18 protein-coding genes are annotated in these 21,015 nt (G+C 40.7%); 13 read left to right on the top strand and 5 right to left on the bottom strand.

What is annotated here, in order from left to right:
* Positions 1 to 67: 67 nt before the first annotated feature.
* The 8 genes from dxs (at position 68) to AC1M9F_RS11835 (ending at position 8,793) form a co-directional block, all read left to right on the top strand.
* Positions 68 to 1,972: a 1-deoxy-D-xylulose-5-phosphate synthase gene (gene dxs, locus AC1M9F_RS11870; protein ID WP_481592053.1), complete on the top strand. Its 1,905-nt coding sequence runs from the start codon at positions 68 to 70 to the stop codon at positions 1,970 to 1,972.
* A 118-nt stretch (positions 1,973 to 2,090) separates the two neighbouring features.
* A complete protein-coding gene (locus tag AC1M9F_RS11865; protein WP_035265030.1) occupies positions 2,091 to 2,921 on the top strand; it encodes an inositol monophosphatase family protein in 831 nt (276 codons plus the stop codon).
* A gap of 408 nt (positions 2,922 to 3,329) precedes the next feature.
* A complete protein-coding gene (locus AC1M9F_RS11860; RefSeq protein ID WP_180028266.1) occupies positions 3,330 to 5,144 on the top strand; it encodes a DEAD/DEAH box helicase in 1,815 nt (604 codons plus the stop codon).
* A 422-nt stretch (positions 5,145 to 5,566) separates the two neighbouring features.
* Positions 5,567 to 6,385, top strand: coding sequence for an ABC transporter ATP-binding protein (locus tag AC1M9F_RS11855; protein WP_035265033.1), 819 nt, complete (start codon positions 5,567 to 5,569; stop codon positions 6,383 to 6,385).
* The gene (mlaE, locus tag AC1M9F_RS11850) at positions 6,382 to 7,161 is read left to right on the top strand and encodes a lipid asymmetry maintenance ABC transporter permease subunit MlaE (RefSeq protein WP_035265034.1); all 780 of its coding nucleotides are present in this window, start codon (positions 6,382 to 6,384) and stop codon (positions 7,159 to 7,161) included. Before AC1M9F_RS11855 ends, mlaE begins: the two co-directional genes overlap by 4 nt.
* Positions 7,161 to 7,841: an outer membrane lipid asymmetry maintenance protein MlaD gene (gene mlaD / locus AC1M9F_RS11845; RefSeq protein ID WP_180028249.1), complete on the top strand. Its 681-nt coding sequence runs from the start codon at positions 7,161 to 7,163 to the stop codon at positions 7,839 to 7,841. Before mlaE ends, mlaD begins: the two co-directional genes overlap by 1 nt.
* 19 nt (positions 7,842 to 7,860) lie before the next feature.
* Positions 7,861 to 8,493 carry an MlaC/ttg2D family ABC transporter substrate-binding protein gene (locus tag AC1M9F_RS11840; RefSeq protein WP_035265038.1) on the top strand — a complete coding sequence of 211 codons (633 nt, stop codon included), beginning with the start codon at positions 7,861 to 7,863 and terminating at the stop codon, positions 8,491 to 8,493.
* A gap of 12 nt (positions 8,494 to 8,505) precedes the next feature.
* Positions 8,506 to 8,793 (top strand): STAS domain-containing protein, encoded by a 288-nt coding sequence (locus AC1M9F_RS11835; protein ID WP_481597855.1) that lies wholly within the window; start codon positions 8,506 to 8,508, stop codon positions 8,791 to 8,793.
* 108 nt (positions 8,794 to 8,901) lie between these two features.
* On the opposite strand, the gene AC1M9F_RS11830 is transcribed toward AC1M9F_RS11835, so the two are convergent.
* Entirely contained in the window at positions 8,902 to 9,915 is a 1,014-nt protein-coding gene (locus AC1M9F_RS11830; RefSeq protein ID WP_035265042.1) for a CorA family divalent cation transporter, read from the bottom strand.
* A gap of 155 nt (positions 9,916 to 10,070) precedes the next feature.
* Here AC1M9F_RS11830 and AC1M9F_RS11825 point away from each other — a divergent pair, with 155 nt between their 5' ends.
* Together AC1M9F_RS11825 and AC1M9F_RS11820 are read left to right on the top strand one after the other, a co-directional pair.
* A complete protein-coding gene (locus AC1M9F_RS11825; RefSeq protein WP_481597854.1) occupies positions 10,071 to 10,670 on the top strand; it encodes an LOG family protein in 600 nt (199 codons plus the stop codon).
* Positions 10,667 to 11,068: an NUDIX hydrolase gene (locus AC1M9F_RS11820; protein ID WP_481596512.1), complete on the top strand. Its 402-nt coding sequence runs from the start codon at positions 10,667 to 10,669 to the stop codon at positions 11,066 to 11,068. The genes AC1M9F_RS11825 and AC1M9F_RS11820 overlap by 4 nt, the downstream gene beginning before the upstream one ends.
* Positions 11,069 to 11,085: 17 nt before the next feature.
* Here the strand turns inward: AC1M9F_RS11820 and AC1M9F_RS11815 are convergent, their stop codons facing one another.
* A complete protein-coding gene (locus tag AC1M9F_RS11815; RefSeq protein ID WP_092768104.1) occupies positions 11,086 to 11,718 on the bottom strand; it encodes a ComF family protein in 633 nt (210 codons plus the stop codon).
* Between the two features lie 67 nt (positions 11,719 to 11,785).
* Complete coding sequence (recG, locus tag AC1M9F_RS11810; RefSeq protein WP_481597853.1) at positions 11,786 to 13,831, bottom strand: ATP-dependent DNA helicase RecG; 2,046 nt, start codon at positions 13,829 to 13,831, stop codon at positions 11,786 to 11,788.
* A gap of 53 nt (positions 13,832 to 13,884) precedes the next feature.
* Between recG and AC1M9F_RS11805 the strand changes: the two genes are divergently transcribed.
* On the top strand, positions 13,885 to 14,682 hold the full coding sequence (locus AC1M9F_RS11805) for an NAD-dependent epimerase/dehydratase family protein (RefSeq protein WP_481597852.1): 798 nt from the start codon (positions 13,885 to 13,887) through the stop codon (positions 14,680 to 14,682).
* 36 nt (positions 14,683 to 14,718) lie between these two features.
* On the opposite strand, the gene plsB is transcribed toward AC1M9F_RS11805, so the two are convergent.
* The gene (plsB, locus tag AC1M9F_RS11800; protein ID WP_180028255.1) at positions 14,719 to 17,292 is read right to left on the bottom strand and encodes a glycerol-3-phosphate 1-O-acyltransferase PlsB; all 2,574 of its coding nucleotides are present in this window, start codon (positions 17,290 to 17,292) and stop codon (positions 14,719 to 14,721) included.
* A gap of 301 nt (positions 17,293 to 17,593) precedes the next feature.
* Here plsB and AC1M9F_RS11795 point away from each other — a divergent pair, with 301 nt between their 5' ends.
* The gene (locus AC1M9F_RS11795) at positions 17,594 to 18,466 is read left to right on the top strand and encodes an acyl-CoA thioesterase (protein ID WP_481597851.1); all 873 of its coding nucleotides are present in this window, start codon (positions 17,594 to 17,596) and stop codon (positions 18,464 to 18,466) included.
* 168 nt (positions 18,467 to 18,634) lie between these two features.
* Complete coding sequence (locus AC1M9F_RS11790) at positions 18,635 to 19,888, top strand: dicarboxylate/amino acid:cation symporter (protein WP_481597850.1); 1,254 nt, start codon at positions 18,635 to 18,637, stop codon at positions 19,886 to 19,888.
* 55 nt (positions 19,889 to 19,943) lie between these two features.
* Here AC1M9F_RS11790 and AC1M9F_RS11785 read toward each other — a convergent pair whose 3' ends face one another.
* Positions 19,944 to 20,888 carry a metal-dependent hydrolase gene (locus AC1M9F_RS11785; RefSeq protein ID WP_481596508.1) on the bottom strand — a complete coding sequence of 315 codons (945 nt, stop codon included), beginning with the start codon at positions 20,886 to 20,888 and terminating at the stop codon, positions 19,944 to 19,946.
* Between the last annotated feature and the right edge of the window lie 127 nt (positions 20,889 to 21,015).

The following is a 21,015-nucleotide window of genomic DNA, read 5'->3' as shown; positions in this document are numbered from 1 at the left end:
AAGAAGAATCGAGCTAACCCATTTACCTAGCTTAGGATTTGCCAGGCTTTAGAAGGCATTGCCACATATGTTGTATACCGAAATACCTAGTCAACGTCCTGTTACGCCTTTGTTGGATGCGATTGATCATCCAATGCAATTGCGTCAACTAGCCAAAGAACAATTGAGTCAAGTGTCGGACGAGCTACGTCAATTTATTTTGTATGCTGCTGGACAAAGTGGTGGGCATTTCGGTGCCAATCTGGGTGTAATCGAATTAACTGTTGCCTTGCATTATTGTTTCAATACACCACATGATCGTCTTATTTGGGATGTGGGTCATCAAGCATATCCACATAAAGCTTTGACTGGACGTCGTGAGCAACTAACAACAATTCGTGCAAAAAATGGCTTAGCGGCGTTCCCCGCTCGTGAAGAGTCTGAGTTTGATACTTTTGGTGTGGGCCACTCATCAACTGCTATTTCAGCGGGTTTGGGAATGGCTTTAGCTCGTCGTTATCAAAAAGATCCTTGTGAAGTGGTTGCAATTATCGGTGATGGTGCAATGACAGCAGGGATGGCATTCGAAGCCATGAATGATGCTGTTGCACATAATGCTGATCTCATGGTGGTACTGAACGATAATGATATGTCGATTTCATGTAGCACGGGTGGTTTTGCAAAACATTTGGCTGCTATTTGGGAAAAAGGGCAATCTGTACACATTGATGAGCAGGGTAATCCATTTATTCGGGATTATCCTGAGTGGGACTACACTTCACGCTTACATTGTGCTGCTACAGAGGCTGCAGATAACTTATTTAAAGCGATTGGATTTGACTATTTTGGTCCATTCGATGGTCATAATGTCGATGAACTTGTTAATGTATTTAGTGCCTTAAAAAAACGTAAGGGGCCGCGCTTAATTCATATCTATACCAAGAAAGGTAAGGGCTTCGCACCTGCTGAAGTAGATCAAATAAAATATCACGCAATTGCTAAATTAAATGCTGCATCAGCTTCAACAAAAGCACCCAAATATTCTGATGTTTTTGGGCAATGGTTGTGTGATGAAGCCCAGTTGGATGATAAGTTGTTAGCCATTACACCTGCCATGTGTGAAGGTTCAGGTATGGTGCAATTCGCCAAACAATATCCTGATCGTTACTTTGATGTGGCAATTGCAGAACAACATGCAGTGACCTTAGCTGCTGGTATGGCATGTGAAGGTTTAAAACCAGTAGTGGCAATTTATTCAACCTTCTTACAGCGTGGTTATGATCAGCTCATTCATGATGTGGCATTACAAAACCTTGATGTCACATTTGGTATCGATCGTGCAGGTTTAGTAGGTGAGGATGGACCAACTCATGCTGGTGCATATGATTACGCATTTATGCGTACAGTTCCGAATATCGTGATTATGGCACCAAAAGATGAAAATGAATGCCGTCAAATGCTACATACCGCTTATTTGCACCCGGGTCCTGCTGCAGTACGTTATCCACGCGGAAATGGTTTAGGTGTTGAAATTCAAAAAGAACTGACAGCGCTTGAAATTGGTAAAGCTGAGTTAACTTTGGAGCTGAATGTAAAAGCCGAAGAAGTGATTACTATTTTAGCTTTCGGTAGCCGCGTGAGTGTTGCAGAAAATGCTGCTCAGCTTTTAGTTGATCAATTGGATGTTGCAGTACGCGTTTTGAATATGCGTTTTGTTAAACCCCTAGATGGTCAAATCATTCGACAATATGCAGATCAAACCCAACTTTTTGTAACGGTTGAAGAGCATGCAGTCATGGGTGGTGCTGGAAGTGCTGTGAATGAATTTATAATGGCCGAACACATTCTCAAGCCAGTTTTGAACATAGGCTTACCTGATCAATTCTTAGCACAAGCCAGTCATGGTGAGATGCTTAAAGATTGTGGATTGGATGCAGAAGGTATCCAATCTTCAATTCAACAAGCTTGGTTAAAGCTTGTACAGGTGGTTTAAATACAAGTCATAAAATTTTAGAAACATTTTTTACCTAAAAGTGCCGATATTTGATAAAATGTCGGCGCTTTTATGCATTATTCTTTATCAGTATCTTCAAATTTGTAGTGGGTGTTCAATGGAACCTATGGTGGTGATGGCTGCGCGTGCGGCTCAAACAGTTGGTCAAGAGCTTTTAAAAGCGCATCAGAATCGTCATAAACTTGATCTGCAAGTTGAAGAAAAAGGTATCGAAGGTCCTGTGACTCGCGTTGATCGCTATGTTGAAGAGTTGACGATCGATATCTTGCGCAAAAGCTATAAAAATCACAGCTTCCTTGGTGAAGAGTTTGGTATGCAAGAAGGTAAAGGTCACGATGCTGACTGGTGTTGGGTGATCGATCCTTTAGATGGTACTTTAAACTTCATTAATGGTGTCCCACACTTCTGTATTTCTATTGCAGTTCAACACAAAGGCGTGACTCAACACGGTGTTGTGTATGACCCAATCAAAGATGAATTGTTCTCTGCGAGTCGCGGTCGCGGTGCAATGATGAACCAACGTCGTATTCGTGTGAATGTAAAAGATAGTTTAGATCGTACATTCTTGGCTGTTGGTCATGCATATCGTGCTAAACGCGATGGCGAAGTAGTTTCTTATGCAAAAAATCACTTCGATTCTTTGTTGGCTGTATCTGAACAAGGTGCTCAATTCCGCCGTTTAGGTTCGGCAGCACTTGACTTAGCTTATGTTGCTGCTGGTCGTTACGATGGTTATTTCGAACTTGGTTTAAAACCATGGGATATCGCAGCGGGTGAGCTAATTGTTAAAGAGGCTGGTGGTACAGTAGTTGATGCGCGCGGTGGTTCTAATTCAATGGAAAATGGTCAAGTCTTGGCTTGTTCTATGAAATTATTGAAACCATTGATGCAAGCAGTTGTCCCAGCTTGGGGTGCTGCTGCTAAATAAGCAGATCAAATTTATGATAGCTCCCTAACTGGGAGCTTTTTTATGTCCAAAACATGATAAATCTGAATATTTGTACTTGAATGCACCAAAAAGCAATTAAACTTAATGACATTATAAAAAAATCTGTTATACTCCGCGCACGCACTAAATTTCGTTCATTACCTGAACATTTCTCTTCTATATTGTGTATGCGCGTCCGGTCCAAAGAGAGGACATTATTTCGCGCCCCACCCAATCGCTAAAAGCGATTCCTTCAGGTTCAGGCTGTAATCATGTGTGCGTTATACGCATCGTCGTTCTCGGATCGCCGCTGATTCTATATTTTCAGCGATTATTGCTGTACCGCTTTTTGCCGATGTCCATCAGACTTTATTTAATGGAGCACCCAATTTTCGGGTGAAAAACTCTATGAGCAAAACTTTTGCTGATTTTCCACTACACGAATCACTTCAACAAGCATTACAAGCATTAGGCTTTACATCGCCTACTCCTGTTCAGGAACAATCAATTCCTGCTGCTTTAGATGGTAAAGATCTTTTAGTATCAAGCCAAACAGGTTCTGGTAAAACTGCTGCATTCTTATTACCTACACTTCACGCTTTAGCGGGTAGTGAAGATACGTTGCTTTCTTTCAAAGAGCGTATGCGTGCTGTAACCGCACCTACAATTTTAGTACTTTGCCCAACACGTGAATTGGCTCAACAGGTGAGCCAAGATGCGATTGCATTTGTACGTCACATGAAAGGTGTTCGTATTGCTGCGATTATGGGTGGTATGCCTTTTGGTAAACAAATCCAACAATTAAAAGGTGCACAAGTTGTTGTGGCGACTCCAGGTCGTTTACTTGATCTAGTAAACCGTCGTCAAATCAAATTGGACAAAGTTAAATCATTAATCGTAGATGAGGCAGACCGTATGCTTGATCTTGGTTTCTCTGAAGATTTAGAGGCGATCAGTGATTTAGCGGGTAACCGTGATCAAACATTAATGTTCTCTGCGACGTTCGCACCACGTATTATTACGTTGGCAGAACGTATGATGAATGAACCAGAACGTATTGCGATTGAAACTGGTCACACGACGAATACTGACATCACTCAGACTTTACATTGGACTGATGGTTTTGAGCACAAGAAAAAGCTTTTAACACATTGGTTAAATGAAGAAGATCTAGATCAAGCTGTTGTATTTGCTTCTACGCAAGAAGATACAGATATGCTTGCAGAAGAACTGTCTGAAGCTGGTCTTTCAGTTGTAGCACTTCATGGTGCAATGCCACAGACTGTACGTAACCGTCGTTTGCGCAGCATCCGTGAAGGTCGCGCAAAAATTTTAGTTGCAACTGATGTTGCAGCACGTGGTCTAGATGTACCAACAATTTCACACGTGATTAACTTTGGTCTTCCAATGAAGAACGAAGATTATGTACACCGTATTGGTCGTACAGGTCGCGCAGGTCGTACTGGTAAAGCAATCACATTAGCGACTTACCGTGAACGTGGTAAAATTCGTGCTTTAGAAGACTACTTAGATGCACGTCTAGAAGTTTCTGAAATTGAAGGTCTTGAGCCATCTCCACCTCCAGCACGCGGTAGTCGTGATGGCGCTGGTCGCGGTCGTGGCCGTGGTGGTGAAGGCCGTGGCCGTGGTGGTTTCGGTGGTGGTCGTCGTTTTGAAGGTGAATCAAACTTCAAACGTCGCGAGGGTAACCGTGATGGCGAACGCCGTTCGTTTGGTGAAGATCGTCCACGTCGTGAATTCAATGGTGAGGATCGTCCACGTCGCGAGTTTAACAACGACCGTCCACGTCGTGAGTTTAATGGCGAAGATCGTCCGCGTCGCGAGTTCAACAACGATCGTCCACGTCGTGAATTCAATGGTGAAGATCGTCCACGTCGCGAGTTTAACAATGACCGTCCACGTCGTGAGTTTAATGGCGAAGATCGTCCACGTCGCGATTTCGGTGACCGTCCGCAACGTTCATTTGATGATCGTCCAAAGCGTGATTTCGGTGATCGCCCTCGTTCTAACGATGACAATCGTGGTAACCGTGTAGATTATAAACCTCGTGAAAACAGTTTTGGTGACCGTCCAAAACGTGATTTCGGTGACCGTCCAGCACGTCGTGAAGGTGGTTTTGATCGTCCAAAACGTACATTTGGTGATGACCGCCCAAAGCGTGAATTCAATAGCGATCGCCCACGTCGTAAATTTAACGACTAATCGGTATAGCTAAATAAACCAGCCTTCGGGCTGGTTTTTTATTGCTCATATCAAAAAATCTGTTAGAATAAAAGTGAATAATTTCACATTATTTATGGTAAATGTAAAATATGAATAATAAGATTATAATGATTGAGACGAAGCAAATGAATGTTGGTGCAATCATGATGTACGTGTTCTTTTTATTGGTATTACTTAATCTTGCCTATTACTTTTTTAGTATCACATTATAAATTTATAAAAAAGAATAATTTCAAATCATTGTTTCATAAATAAAACACATCTTTCTATAAGCAAAATTAATAAAAATGATCAATAATGCTACAATGTCCGCTTAACCTTGTATTTTATAAATAACATTTAAATTCAGTTATTTCAGAGTATAGTATGCAAGCTGAAAAATTGTAGGAACACGCTCAGCTATGAATAATCAAATACAAATCGATGAGCAAGCGTTGATCGAAGTAAAAAATTTAAGCTTTAATCGTGGTGATCGTGTTATTTACGACCAAGTCAATTTAAAGATTCGTAAGGGTCAAATTACTGCCATTATGGGGCCTTCAGGGACGGGGAAAACCACGCTTCTTAGACTCATTGGGGGGCAACTTGTACCTGATGCAGGCGAGGTCTTGTTGGATGGTAAAAATATTAGCCAAATGAGTCGTCAGGAATTGTTTAAAGCTCGTGCTCGTATGGGGATGCTCTTTCAGAGTGGTGCGCTTTTCACTGATATGACTGTCTATGAAAATGTAGCTTTCCCTATCCGCGCCCATACTCAATTGCCTGAACATTTGATTGCAGAACTGGTCGCTTTAAAACTCGAATCTGTGGGATTACGTGGCGCTGAGCAAATGATGCCTTCTGAGCTTTCAGGGGGGATGAATCGCCGTGTGGCGTTAGCTCGTGCAATTGCACTAGATCCAGATTTGATTATGTACGATGAACCATTTGCTGGTCAGGATCCCATCGTAATGGGGGTTTTAACCCGATTGATTCGTTCTTTACGAGAAGCGTTAGACCTAACGACCATTATCGTGTCTCACGATGTTGCTGAAACATTATCGATCGCAGATTACATTTATGTGGTTGCGGAAGGTAAAGTACAAGGCGAGGGGACACCTGATCAGCTAAAGAATCATAGTTCGCCTTTCGTTCGTCAATTCTTAACAGGTTCGGTCGAAGGTCCTGTGGATTATCAATTTAGTCATCAAGCATATTTAAGTGATGAGGTGCGTACATGAATGCGATAGCCTCACTAGGCAGACGCGTTATAGAACGTGTTCAAGGTATTGGCGTTGCAGCCATTATGCTAGTTCAAATTTTATTTTCGATGCCGACTTGGATTGGAGTCAAACTCTTTATCTATCAAATGTACCGTGTTGGCGTATTATCATTGCTTATCATTGTGGTGTCAGGGCTGTTTATAGGTGCAGTCTTGGGTTTACAGATGTATAGCATTTTGGTCACTTTCGGCAGTGAAGCGATGCTTGGTGCAGCAGTTTCGTTGACCTTGTTGCGTGAACTTGCGCCAGTGGTTGCTGCACTTCTTTTTGCGGGGCGTGCAGGATCTGCTTTAACCGCCGAAATTGGTTTGATGAAAGCGACTGAGCAATTGTCTAGTATGGAAATGATCGGTGTTGATCCACTTAAACGCATTATTTCACCACGTTTATGGGCGGGTATATTTAGTTTGCCTATGCTTGCCGTAATTTTTGCTGCTGTGGGGATCATGGGCGGAAAAATGGTCGGTGTGGATTTTTTAGGTGCTGATGAAGGTTCGTATTGGAGCGGTATGGAAAGTGCCGTTCAATTTTATAAAGATGTCTTTAATGGCACGATCATCAAAAGCTTTGTATTTGCTTTAATCTGTACGTGGATTGCCGTATATCAGGGGTATTCATGCGAGCCCACATCAGAAGGCATTGCGACAGCAACAACAAGAACGGTAGTGTATTCATCACTATGTGTTTTAGGATTTGATTTTGTTTTGACTGCGGTCATGTTTGGAGGTGTGTAATGAAATCACGTACGAGTGAGCTCGCAGTTGGAATATTCGTGATTCTATTTGGTTGTGCATTATTTTTCTTGGCAATGAAAGTAAGTGGCTTAGCTGGGACAAATTTAAAAGATAGTTATAGCATGACGGCAACTTTTGATAACGTGAATGGTATTAAACCACGTGCTAAAGTTGCACTAAGCGGCGTAAAAGTAGGTGAAGTTGAGTCAATCACATTAGATCCGTTAACACGTCTTGCAACAGTGAAAATTAATTTAGATGGTGAGCTGACATCTTTCAATGATGAACAACTTAAAACTGTGCAAGAAGGTGCTTTAGAAGAGTTGCGTTATAGCAGTGACTATGAAGCTGCGACGCCATCGCAACAAAAAGAAATGGAAAAGCAACTGATCGCTAACATGAACTCCATCACCAATATTGATGAAGATGCTTACATTATGGTAGCGACAAATGGCTTACTGGGCGAGAAGTATCTCAAAATTGTTCCAGGTGGTGGTTTAAATTATTTAAAACGTGGTGATCAAATTGGCAACACACAAAGCACAATGGAAATTGAAGACTTAGTGTCTAAATTTGTGACTGGTGGTGCTGGTGATTCAGCTGCGAAAAAAGATTCAAATGGTTCATCAGATGCAGAAACTGTAGAATTCACAGATGAAACTGCTTCTTTTGTTGAATGATTAAATAGAGGAAAAATAAATGAATACGTTCGTAAAGCAAACACTGACTGTTAGCGTTTTATCGACGATGATTGCGAGTACAGCATTTGCTGCACCTACGGAGACTCCTCCTGCATTTATCAAAAAAGTAGCTGATGGCTTAATTTCACGTTTAAAAGCAGACCAAGCTAAGTTACAAAATAACCCTGCTGCGGTACGCGCAATTGTTCGTCAAAATTTAGATCCATATATTGATTCGCAATCATTTACTCGTATCGTGATGGGAACTTATGCGACGAATCAATATAGTAATGCTGCTCAACGCGCACAGTTTGAGAAGAACTTCCGTGAAACATTGATTGAAAACTATGGCAGTGCTTTCTCTAAGTTTTCTAATCAGACATATACAATTCGTCCGTATAAAGCATCTAACACTAAAAACCCTGTTGTAACGATTGATTTTATTAACAAGGGTGAGAAGATCCCTGTATCGTTCCAATTGGCTGATAAAGGTGATCAGTGGAAGATTCGCAATATCAACGTTTCTGGAATTGACTTAGGTTTGCAATTCCGTAATCAGTTTGCTGCTACTGTGAAGCGTAATGGTGGCGATATCAATAAAGCAATTGCAAACTTCAAGCCTGATGCTGAAGCTGCAGTTGAGAAAAAATAACAGAGAACAATTGTGATTTCACTCAAAGATCAAGAAATTATGGTTTCTGGAAAAATTAGTTTCGACAATGCTGAACAGTATTATCAACAAGGTTTAATGTTGATTCAGCAGGTAAAGCAGTTTCCACTTACTGTAAATTTATCAGGTCTTGAACATGGTAGTACTCTGGCGCTAGCTGTTTTAGTGCGTTTATTGCGTCAAGCACCTGGAACATCGAGTTTACAGTTTAAATCTGTGCCAGAAAAAATGATGAAAATCATTCAATCTTGCCATTTAGAAAATGATTTAAAATTGATTTGATTGAAAAATAAAAAAGCACCTTAGGGTGCTTTTTTATCGCTTTAAAATAGTAATTTACTCAACAGAAGGTACTTCATACGTTGTTTAAAAAACGCGACATCAAAGCGCTCAAATCCATTTTTTCCATCTAAAATAAATGAGTGGTCCAAATAGAAACACTAGGATAATCAGACTGACAACAACAAAGCTCGTCGTTCCTTGAGCAAAGGGCAGTACATCAGTATTCATACCATAAATACTGGCCACCAACATCGGGGGAGCAAGCATACTAGGTAAAATCGAGAATCGTCGAATCGTATCATTCTGTTCAGTATTAATGAAACCTGAAGTGGTATCCAATAGGAATCGAACCTTTTGGAACAAGAATGCATCATGTTCTACTAATGAGCGGACATCCTCACTGAGTTCTCGAATATCAGCATCATAAATATGACTGCCTAATGCACGGGGTCTGGCTAAGAACGTTAGGACGCGGCGTAAGTCAATCAAACAGAGTTGTGCTTTACCCAACATATCTTCTTTTTGAGCAAGACGGGTAATCATATCATCGAGATCAAGAATTTGTTCACGGTGGCGAACATTCAATACTTCTGTAGAGTAGAGTTCTAAATCCTTGTGGATATCTTCTAAGATATCCGCAAGCTCATCGAGTTTAGCTTCGAGTAAACCCAAAAGTATCCAAGTCGGATCTTTATAGTCAATGTCGTAATCATTACGGCGAGCACGTGCTCGAAAGGCACGGAAAGCAACGAGCTTTTCACCACGTAAAGTAAATAGTCGATCTTTATGTAAAATAAATGCAACAGTTTGAACCGTTCCTAGCATATTGGATGACTCTTCAGGGTCACCATCGACTTGGTAGTTTTTATTTTTCGTTAAAAAATACGTACTGATATGTAAAATGCCATCATCATCACGGTAGAATCGCGCAGATGATGAAATATCTTCTAATGATTTTAGTGTTGGAAGATTTTGTTTATAGGCATCTAAAACCCATTCTTGCTCATCTTGAGAGGGTGCAATTAAATCGATCCAAACCAATTCAGGGTGTAAATCAAACCCACCATTGATCGTTGCATCTTCTAGACTACCGCGCTCTGTGGCATAAAAGGCTTCAAGCATTTTATCTTTTCTCCCTTGCGCAGTTTGTGTGTGAACGATGGGTGTATTTTAGACAAGGATGCCATGAAAAAAAACCGATTCCATCATTAATTAGGTTAAAAAACACAGAACATATCATTTTAATTGTTGTTATAAAAACTTAAGGCTAATTTTAAATGAATTCTATTGCAATATTTTGTGGTTCAACATTAGGTTCCGATCCTGTTTATGCTGATGCAGCAAAGAAAACAGGGAAATATTTAGCGCAACAAGGCAAGAACTTGGTGTATGGTGGCGGTCGTTCAGGATTAATGGGGATTGTTGCGGATAGTGCATTAGAGGCTGGTGGAAAGGTCATTGGCGTGATTCCACAAGGATTGGTGGATCGTGAATTAGCACATCCAAATTTGACTGAACTTCACGTTGTTACCAGTATGCATGAGCGTAAAACGCTGATGGCAGATTTGTCGGATGGTTTTATTGCCTTACCGGGTGGTGCAGGAACAATTGAAGAAATTTTTGAACAATGGACATGGGCGCAACTCGGTATTCATCTTAAACCCTGCGCATTTTTAAACATCAACGGGTTTTATGATGGTTTATTACAATTCATTCAACATACGACAGATCAAGAGTTTACTCGAGCTCGCTTTACCAATGCATTAATCAATTCAACTTCAATCGAGGATATTGTGTCAAAATTCGAGTCTTATCAGGCACCACTACCGAAATGGGGTGTCCAAGATCGAGAAGATTTGGTGAAACTAGATACATGAGCAAAATCATTACTGTCGCAGCAGCGATTATTTCCAATGACGATCAGCAGTTGTTGTTGGTTCGAAAAAAGAATACCCAGTTTTTCATGCAGGTTGGTGGGAAGTTAGAGGAGAATGAGCCTTCTGAGGACACGATTCTGCGAGAAATTAAAGAAGAAATTGGCGCTGAGGCAGTAATAGATCAATATATAGGTCGTTTTGAAACCAAAGCTGCAAATGAAGCGGATCATCAGTTGATTAGTTATCTCTATCGAGTTCAGCTTAAACAAGAGCCTCACATTCATGCAGAAATTGCTGAAATGAAATGGATCGATTTAGATGATGATGCTACGCCTTTAGCACCGTTAACTCGAGAAATCGTGATTCCTTGGTGTAGGCAGCATTTTAATGCCGATTAAAACTTAAAGTGACTGTGTCAATATTCTGCAGCTGCAATGCATGCGATCTGAATGTTCTGACAGCCGAGCTTTTCTAGTGCATTGGCCAACGCATTGACTGAACTCCCTGTGGTCACGACATCGTCAATAATCAGGATATTTCTAAACTTTCCTTTTTCTGAACGTATTGGTTTGAATTGAGATTGAATATCCTCGATTCTTTCTACACGTGTTAAGCCTTTCTGTGAGTGTTGTGCTGAACGTTCAATTGGCTGCCAAATGGGTATTTGCAGTTTTTTGGAAAGAATTTTTCCGATGACCATCATTTGATTATAACCACGCTCTTTCAAGCGCTCGTTTGAAATAGGCATAGGTACAATCGCTTGAAAACGTTTCAGTTTAAGTTCTAGCAATGTGTGTGCTAGAAAAGTTTGATAATGAAGTTGTTGTTCATATTTGAATAAGTGAATAATGCGATCTATAGGAAAGCTATAGTCGAAACAAGCATAAATATTTCTTTCATGTCGATGAATGAGTGAAGGGCTTTTCCATGGAAGCATTGTCCAACAGTCATCACATAGTCTGTGGGTTTGAGTTGGAGAGAATCCGCATAATTGGCAAGCGCGTCGTGATAATAATGTGTGATAGAGGTTATGAATAGGGCTCAGCATCATGGCTCAAGTTATTTTTATTGTGAGTACCTATGATTATAACTGAGCTCGTTGATTAAGGAACATATTAAACATACGCATATCTAGGCGCTTCTGGTAACCATCGTTTAAGAAGAGCATCCGCTTGATGTGGGTAATCTTTTAAAATTTGAGTCGCGACATAGTGCGCTTGAGTTAACAGATGGTCATCCCGTTCCAATTTAGCCACGCGAAAGCCCATGTCTCCAGTCTGTTTCGTTCCTAACAGTTCGCCTGGGCCGCGGATTTCCAAATCTTTTTCTGCTATTAAAAAGCCATCATTGGTTTCACGCATAATGCGTAAACGCTCTTGTCCATTCTGCGATAAAGGACTTTTATATAATAATGCGCAAAAACTTGCTTTAGCACCTCGACCCACACGCCCCCTTAATTGATGTAGTTGAGATAGACCCAGTCGCTCCGCATTTTCAATGACCATGATGGATGCATTTGGTACATCCACTCCAACTTCGATCACAGTTGTTGCGATCAGCAGTTGTAATTGATTGTCTTTGAACTGTTGCATGACAGCTTGTTTTTCATCAGCTTTCATTTTGCCATGAACCAAACCAATATTGAGGTGCGGAAAGCGTTCTTTAATCTCCTGATAAGTCGCTTCAGCAGCTTGGGCATCTAACGTCTCTGATTGTTCCACTAATGTACAGACCCAATAAGCCTGCTTACCTTCAGCGCAGTTTGTCGCAATACGCTGCAGGACCTCTTCACGACGATCGAGTGGAATAGTGACTGTTTGGATTGGGGTACGCCCTGGGGGTAACTCATCAATCACAGAAGTATCTAAATCGCCGTACGCTGACATTGCTAAAGTACGTGGGATAGGCGTGGCGGTCATTACCAACTGATGTGGTGTCGTATCCTGTGCCCCTTTATTTCGTAATGCTAGACGCTGGTCAACTCCAAATCGATGCTGTTCATCAATGATGACAAGACCCAATTTATGAAACTGGACGTTATCCTGAAATAGTGCATGAGTGCCGACGACCAATTGGGCAGAGCCTTCTCTAATCTGCTGTTCTGCAGCAGCGCGTGCTTTCCCTTTTTGTTTGCCTGATAACCAAGAAACTTGGATGCCGAGTGGTTCGAACCATTTTTTAAAATTTAAATAATGTTGTTCTGCGAGGATTTCAGTCGGTGCCATAAGAGCAACTTGCCATCCCTCTTCGAGTGGATGACATGCCGCAATGCCTGCTACTAAGGTTTTGCCTGCACCTACATCACCTTGCACTAGTCTGAGCATCGGTTTGTTTTGTTTAAGATCTTTCACAATTTCATTTGAAACACGTTTTTGAGCATTCGTCATTTCAAAGGGAAGTATGGAGAGAAGTTGTTTGGCAAATGTTCGACTGGCTGAAAATGCAGGTGCGGAGATCTGTTGAATGTATGCACGACGAGTCAACAAACTAATTTGATGACTGACTAATTCTTCAAAGATGAGACGTTGCTGCGCAGGATGCTGCCCTTCAGCCAGTTGCAACATATTGGCATCGGTGGGAGGGTGATGAATATATTCTAGTGCTTCTTTTAAAGCATACCCATTGGTAAATTTTGCAGGAATCAGTTCTGGTAAATCATGGGCATGTTGTGCTAAAGCTTGTTTAATATATTCGCGCAGTTTAGGTTGAGTGAGTCCTTCCGTTGATGGGTAAATTGCGGTTAGCTGCGTTTTTGGAAGTGGGGTATGCTCCGTAATCAATTGAATTTCTGGGTGATACATTTCTAGGCCACGAGCGCCTACTCGGACTTCACCAAACACTCTTAAACGATTTCCAGGCTTTGCGCGATCCATCAATGCTTTATAAATATGATAAAAACGTAAGGTGACTTTTCCAAAATCATCTTGTAATAATATTGCCATGGATTTGCGTTTACCGGGCGGCATATCCATTGATGCGACAGTGCCTTCAAGTAAATAGCTTCGACCTACTTGAAGGTGATCCATGGGCACAATAGTACTGCGATCTTCATAATCTCGAGGCAGATGAAACAAAAGATCATCCGTATTCCAGATATTTAATTTTTCGAGTAAAGCGGCAGCGGCGTTTCCTACACCTTGCAACTGATGGACTGCAGTCATGTCCCCTCAACTTTGCTTAAATTGAATTTATAACACTAGAGAATAGGTCTTACATGCATATTCTATTTATCGGTTATGGTAAAACATCGCAACATGTTGCTAAACAATTATTTCAACAAGGACATCAAATTACCACAGTCAGTTTAAGCAGGAAAGATCAAGCAGGTGCTATGCATCTTCAACAAGATATACACCAACTTGATTTATCGACATTGTCGCCTATTGATGCAGTATACGTGTTGATTGCACCTAAAGACCCATCACTAAACGGGTATAAAGCAGCTTTCATAGATGCGATTCCACATATGAGAAATCAGCTGGCTCTGCATCCTATCCAAAAGATTATTGTTGTCTCGTCGACACGCGTTTACGGACAAGATCAAGGGGAGGAGATTGATGATCAAACAGAGATCAATCCGCAAGATGAGAAAGCATTAGTGTTAGCCACAATGGAGAAGCTTTGGCAAGAAGCCTTTCCACAGCAATGTATCATTGTGAGACCCACTGGTATTTATGGCGTATCCGTGAAGAGAATGATGCAGCTTGCTCAAAATACAATGACTTATCCCAATGTGCATTGGTCGAATCGAATTCATATCGAAGATTTAGCGGGTTTTCTTGTCCATTTACTTCACGTGGAACATCCAGAAAAAACTTATATTTGTAGTAATAATCAACCCATTCCATTACATGAAATTATTCTGTGGTTCCAAAAGCAGTTAAACATCCCTCCATTAAAATTATTGAATGAGGCACAGCGTGGAAAGAAAATTTATGCCTCTCGAATGTTAAGCACTGGTTTTAAATTGAAACATGCTCAATTTTTTAAGGATTATCGAGAACTCATTTAGGCATAAAAAAACCCTCGCTGGGGAGGGTTTTAGATACTATTTTTTCTTGCGTTTTAAGCGTTTTTTGGCTTGTTGATCAGCAACTGCATCCAAAGCTTCTTTCAGCTCTTCATCGTTAAATGAAGTGATATGTTGCAACATTTGTAAGGTTACATCATCTAGTACCAAGTTGGCATATTGAGCAACCTCTTTGAATTGTGCATCAAAGACTATTGCGCCTTCTTCGTTATTACTGATATAGCCTTGTTGAGTCAGAACTTTGATAAAACTTTGGAAGAGCGCTTTATCAAAGAATTCAGGTGAGTTGAACTCATAAAGTACAGATAAACGCTGACCTAATAGATGGCTTAAATCTTCGACCTGCTTGGTCGTAATATTTCCAGAGCCACGTTGAGTAATTAGGGCAAGTGTCATGTAGTAGCGTTCAATACTTTGCTTCACTGGAGCAGCAAGCACGACTAACTGATTGTGTTGTTCAGAGTTAGGTGCAGGGCTACATAAATTTCCATGTTCATCAATCGTAATCAACTGTGCTTCCACCAGACCTTGAACATAGTTACAGATCTGTTCTTTAAGCTCATCCGTATTCCACTTAAGGAAAAGTTCAGCTTTCAAGAATGGATAAAGTGTACGAATGACATTAATCAAATCGCCCTGTGAAATTTTACCATTGTGCTCGACCATCGCAGCAATCAGTGATGGCAAGACATAAGCATGCAAAATATTATTGCGGAAATATGTCAGTAATACTGCTTGACCATCTTCAATCGCAATGATATCGCCAAGGACATGTTTTACACGCTTAATCAACTTGAGTTTTAAACCATAAGCAATGATTTCTTTACCAGACAGTGGTGTGATTTGAACTCGATGATCATAAGGTAAAGCTGTTAGAAGATTGCGATAGGTATCTAACTGTTTAATACAAATCTCTTCATCAAGCGTGTGCTTGGAAGTCGATAAAAGAATAAGTGACAATAACGAAACTGGGTTGATAACAGCAGCACGGTTAATATTTTCAAGAATTGCATTTGCTGAGGTGTTGACTGCATCAGAAACTTCTTGAGGAATCGGGTCATCATTCTTCTCAATTTTGATATGTTCAGCACCATGCTGTTTCAAAATCTCATCAAGGAAGACGGGTTCACCAAAGTTTACGTGTACTTTACCGAAGATGCGTTCAATCTTTCTTAAGGTTTGTAAAATACCAAAGATAGATTCGGCCTCTTTAGGCTTACCATTCATTTCACCGACGTAAGTTGCACCTTCCATCAGGCGTTCATAACCAAAATAGGTCGGGACAAATACAATAGGTTTAGCACGACCACGCAAATGACTATGCACAGTCATTGCCAACATACCTGTTTTCGGCGGTAATAAACGTCCAGTACGTGAACGTCCACCTTCAATAAAGTATTCTAATGGCGTGTTACGCGATAGGATACTGTATAGATATTCTTTGAATACAGTGGTGTATAACGCATTTCCACGGAAGGTTCGACGTATAAAAAATGCACCGCCACCACGTAAAAGCTGACCAACGAATGGCATATTCAGGTTATCACCTGCAGCAATGTACGGTACCATCATCCCACGCTTATAAATCACATAAGAGAGTAATAGGTAGTCAATATGGCTACGATGACAAGGTGTATAAATAATTTCGTAGTCTTTCGCTAATTCACGAACTGTATTGAAATTATGTACTTCTACGCCGTCATAGAGTTGAGTCCAAAGACGCGTCAGGGCTTGTTCTGCAAAACGTACGGTTGCATGAGAATAGTCTGATGCAATTTCATTCACGTAGCCGATCGCACGGCGCTCAGCTTCAATCAAACTGATTTTAGAGCGGATACTTTCTTTGCGAATTCCGTCCTGAACATCTTGAGATTTAATCAATGATTGCATCACGTTTCGACGATCTGACAAATCTGGACCTAATACAACTTCACGCTGACGATCTAGATAATCATTGAGTTGATTGACGATATATGTTGCAGGAGACAAGTTTGGATGTGTTACACGTGCGTAATCTACCAATTCGCGCAGTGATTTTGGTTCATGGAATTCAAGAAAAGATTGGCGACCATGTAAACCAATATTCATCAGTTGTTTAACAGTACTTGGTGTTGCCCAAGTGTCCGTAAATAGCAATTTAAATAATGAATCTTCTTTGTCCGGTGAGCGGCCCCACAATACAGTCACTGGTACAAGTTCAATGTCAGTATCTGGGTGCTTATCCAATATCTCGATCAATCTGAGGAGACGAGGTGGAAATGCATGGGGTGGCGGATTAAGTAAGTTTGTTTCATCTTGATGTTGTAAAAATAATACAGCAGCTTTCTCTTTATGGTCCCCGATCATGAGTGGGTCAAGTGCTGGCGCGAGATTTAATCGACGAGTTTCGCCGTCAACCACCAACGCATTACTACGCGAGTAATTTTGTAATACATAGCACACCACTTTTTTGTGAGTCGTGTTATTTTCAGTGGGTGGTGTTGAAGGTTGGGTTTCAGTAGGAACCTCTCCAAGAACATGCGGTGTTACTACGAGGTCAAGCAACTTACTGGAAAGTCGACGATACATTTGACCAAAGCCATTCTTGGACATACATACTCCTAGCCAAAGACGAATTTCGCATGACGCGAATGAAGGCAATTATTTTCTTAAATCTGTGATCAAAACAATATGTCATTTTCTAACAAAATGCACAGAATTTGGATGAATTTTCGTTAATAATCGTATTTTTAGCCAAAATATCAAATTTGTTTTATGACAATATAGTCAAGCAAAGTTTAGTTGTTTACTCGGAAATTATGGCAAGATAGAGATTGAGTCATTAAATTGGAAAATCTGTTTAAATTCAACAGGACCAATTTAATGTCGTAGCAATGAAATATATAGGTCCGATATGAATCAGCTCACGCAAGAACTCGTAGATTTACTCACGCTAGAACGACTTGAAGAAAACATTTTTAGAGGCAAAAGCCAAAATTTGGTTGGCAAACGCGTCTTTGGTGGACAAGTTCTAGGTCAAGCGTTACGTGCTGCTTCATATACAACTGATCGCCCTGCACATTCATTGCATGCATATTTCTTATTTGGTGGAGATGTTAATGCACCCATTATTTATGAAGTAGATCGAATCCGAGATGGGCGTAGTTTCGTGAGTCGCCAAGTTCGTGCGATTCAACATGGCAAGACGATATTCATGTGTATGGTATCTTTTGCAGACCAAGAAGAGGGTCTCAATTATCAAGTTGCTGAACCAGAATACCCGCCAGTAGATGGGCTAAAATCTGAAGCTGAACTCAAGAAAATGATTGTCGATTTCGTACCAGAGAATGTGCGTGCCAGCTTTATGCGTGATCGTCATGTTGAAATTAAGCCTGTAATGCCAGTCAATCCATTCCAACCACAACCTGAAGCGCCGTCTTACGCGCACTATATTCGTACACACGATCGTTTGGCTGATGATGTAGATGAAAATGCATTACATCAGGCGATCGCTGCTTTTTATTCAGACTTTACTTTGATGACAACTGCACTACGACCACACGGACTTAGTTATATTTCACCGAGTTTACAATGTGCCAGCATTGACCATACCATGTACTTTCATAAACCATTTCGTGTAGATGATTGGATGCTCTATGACATGGAAGCAACGATTAGTGCAAGTTCTAGAGGATTGAACTTTGGACGAATGTGGCAAAATGGACAATTGGTCTGTAGTACAGTGCAAGAAGGTCTAATTCGAATTCGTGAAATCCAAACGCAATAAGATAATTGATCCATGCTTCAAGCCAAATCTTCAGATTTGGCTTTTTACTTCATATTTGTATTTATAAATTATTCGTTTCGGTTGCAAAGCTAACAAGAAAAAATGATCGATTCTTGAGGGCGCTCATGGCATAGTGCGACTAATAAATCAAAATGAAAAGCACAGGACATGAGTCTAAATACGCAAATTTTAATTGCTGCAATTTTAGGTGTGGCTTTTGGCTTCTTGTTAAATGTATTCCCTGATACAGTATTTTTTAACGGAAGTCTGTATGGCTTAGGGATTGCCAGTAGTATCTTTATCGGCCTACTTAAACTATTACTGATTCCTCTAATCTTTAGTTCTATTGTTGTCGGAGTTTCCAATCTGCAGACTGGTGGCCAACTTGGCAGAACTTGGAAAATTACCCTTGCTTGTTGTGTCACAACCACAACGTTGGCGCTGATTTTGGGGCTTGCGTGTGCGCATCTTTTTGAGGTCGGGAAGGGTGTAGACATCACTATTTTTCAAGAGACCATGAATCAGCATCAGACGCCTGATACTTTGACTCCCTCGAGTTTTTTTACCAACTTTATCCAAAATACACTAATAAACCCGTTTAAAGCATTTGCTGAAGGTAATGTGTTAGCCGTTGTCGTTTTTGCACTTTTAATTGGGGTGGCTCTCGTTAAAGGTGGTGAAAAATTTAAAACAGTGAAAGCGTTGAGTCAGCAATTTTTTGAAATCATGATGTTGATGATTGGTTGGGTGATGAAGCTCGCACCAATAGGGATTTTTGCGTTACTGGCAAAGTTAATCGCGACGGAGGACCTATCTGTTCTGAGTCGATTAGCAGAATTTGCAGCAGTAGTCACGGGAACGACCATCTTTCATGGCCTTGTTGTTTTGCCTTTGTTGCTCTGGATTTTCGGGAGAATGAATCCAATTACATTTTTTAAGGGAACACGAGCAGCCTTGATTACGGCGTTTGCTACCAGCTCAAGTTCCGCAACTATGCCGCTATCAATGAAGTGTGCTCAGGAAAATTTAGGAGTAAGACCCCAGACTGCAGGATTTGTGATCCCTCTCGGGACACAGTTGAATATGGATGGGACGGCATTGTATGAGGCTGCGGCGGCGCTGTTTATTGCGAATTTAATGGGGCTTGATTTAACGTTAGGACAACAATTGATTGTGTGTGCGACAGCAATGATTGCATCTTTAGGGGCACCAGGTATACCTAGCGCAGGTATGGTTACCATGATTATGGTTTTACAATCAGTTGGACTCCCAGCAGAAGCAATCGCAATATTATTGCCGATTGACCGTTTGTTAGATACTGTCAGAACAGTGGTAAATGTGCAGGGAGATATGATGATTAGTGTTGTTGTAGATCGTTACACGAATCCTGATCATGAACCTATTGAAAAAAATACAGCTTAAAAGATTAGATCAGATATAAAAAAGCAGGGATCCCCCTGCTTTTTTATTAAATACATTATGCAACTTTCAGTGCTGCACGTTCTGCTGCTGGTGATTGATTTAGATAGTTAATCGCATCTTCAGTTTTTGCTTCATGAACAGGGTCATACCAAGGCATTAAATAGCCGAGTTGTTGAGAAACAAGCCACAATGGGTGAGGGAGTAAACCATTGTCTTTTTGGGCAATTCGTGCCCATTCACGCCAAATCCAAGGTTTGTAAACAGCTGGTTTAATTGATTTAAAGCGAGGGTCTTGACCCATAATATGAGCAGCACCATCAACCCATAAACCTAATACAGCAGCAATCACAACTACACTTTGATAATAGCGAGAAATATAACCACCGCCAAGATGACGATATAAGTCAAATGCAACGGTACGGTGTTCAATTTCCTCAGCACCATGCCATTTTACGAGATCGAGCATATTGGCATCAGCACCCAATTCTCCCCATTTTTTGTTGTACAAGGCATATTTGCCGAGGACACAAGTCATATGTTCAACAGTAGCAATAATACCTAATCTGAATAAATCCCACTGATGATCTAATGCTTTTGGGACGTTTAGACCTAAAGGTTTATCTGCTAAAAGTTTTCCAAAAAGAAAGTCCATAATATCGAGGTTACGTTGAATATCGATATGACGTGCGCTGAGATATTCTTTATTCGCTGAATTATGTGCTTGAGCGTGCATCGCTTCTTGGCGAATAAAAGCTTTCACATCTTCTGCAAGTTTTTCATCAGTAATTTTGGGCAAAACTTTGTTGTACAGACGACAAAACCAAAATTCGCCTGCTGGTAAGATGTTATTAATTTCATTGATAAAATAACTAACGAAAGGCTGATTTGGAACCCAATCTACTGGTGTATCCGCCCACTCAAATTTAACTTTACGAGGTTTGATGTGATACTCAATAGAAGATCCAATCTTACTATTTCTTAATCGAGACAATAATTTCATCACACTTTCCTGAATTTTTGTTGTGATTATCATTTTTCAGTATAAAAAAATGCCCTCAAATAACCTTAGCATTTGAGGACATTGATATATCAATTAGTGAATGTAATGATTTAACCATTCGGTAGGG

This window comes from Acinetobacter sp. ANC_7504, assembly GCF_056779995.1.
The sequence above is the reverse complement of the archived record's forward strand: the minus strand, read 5'-3'. Positions and strand labels throughout refer to the sequence as shown.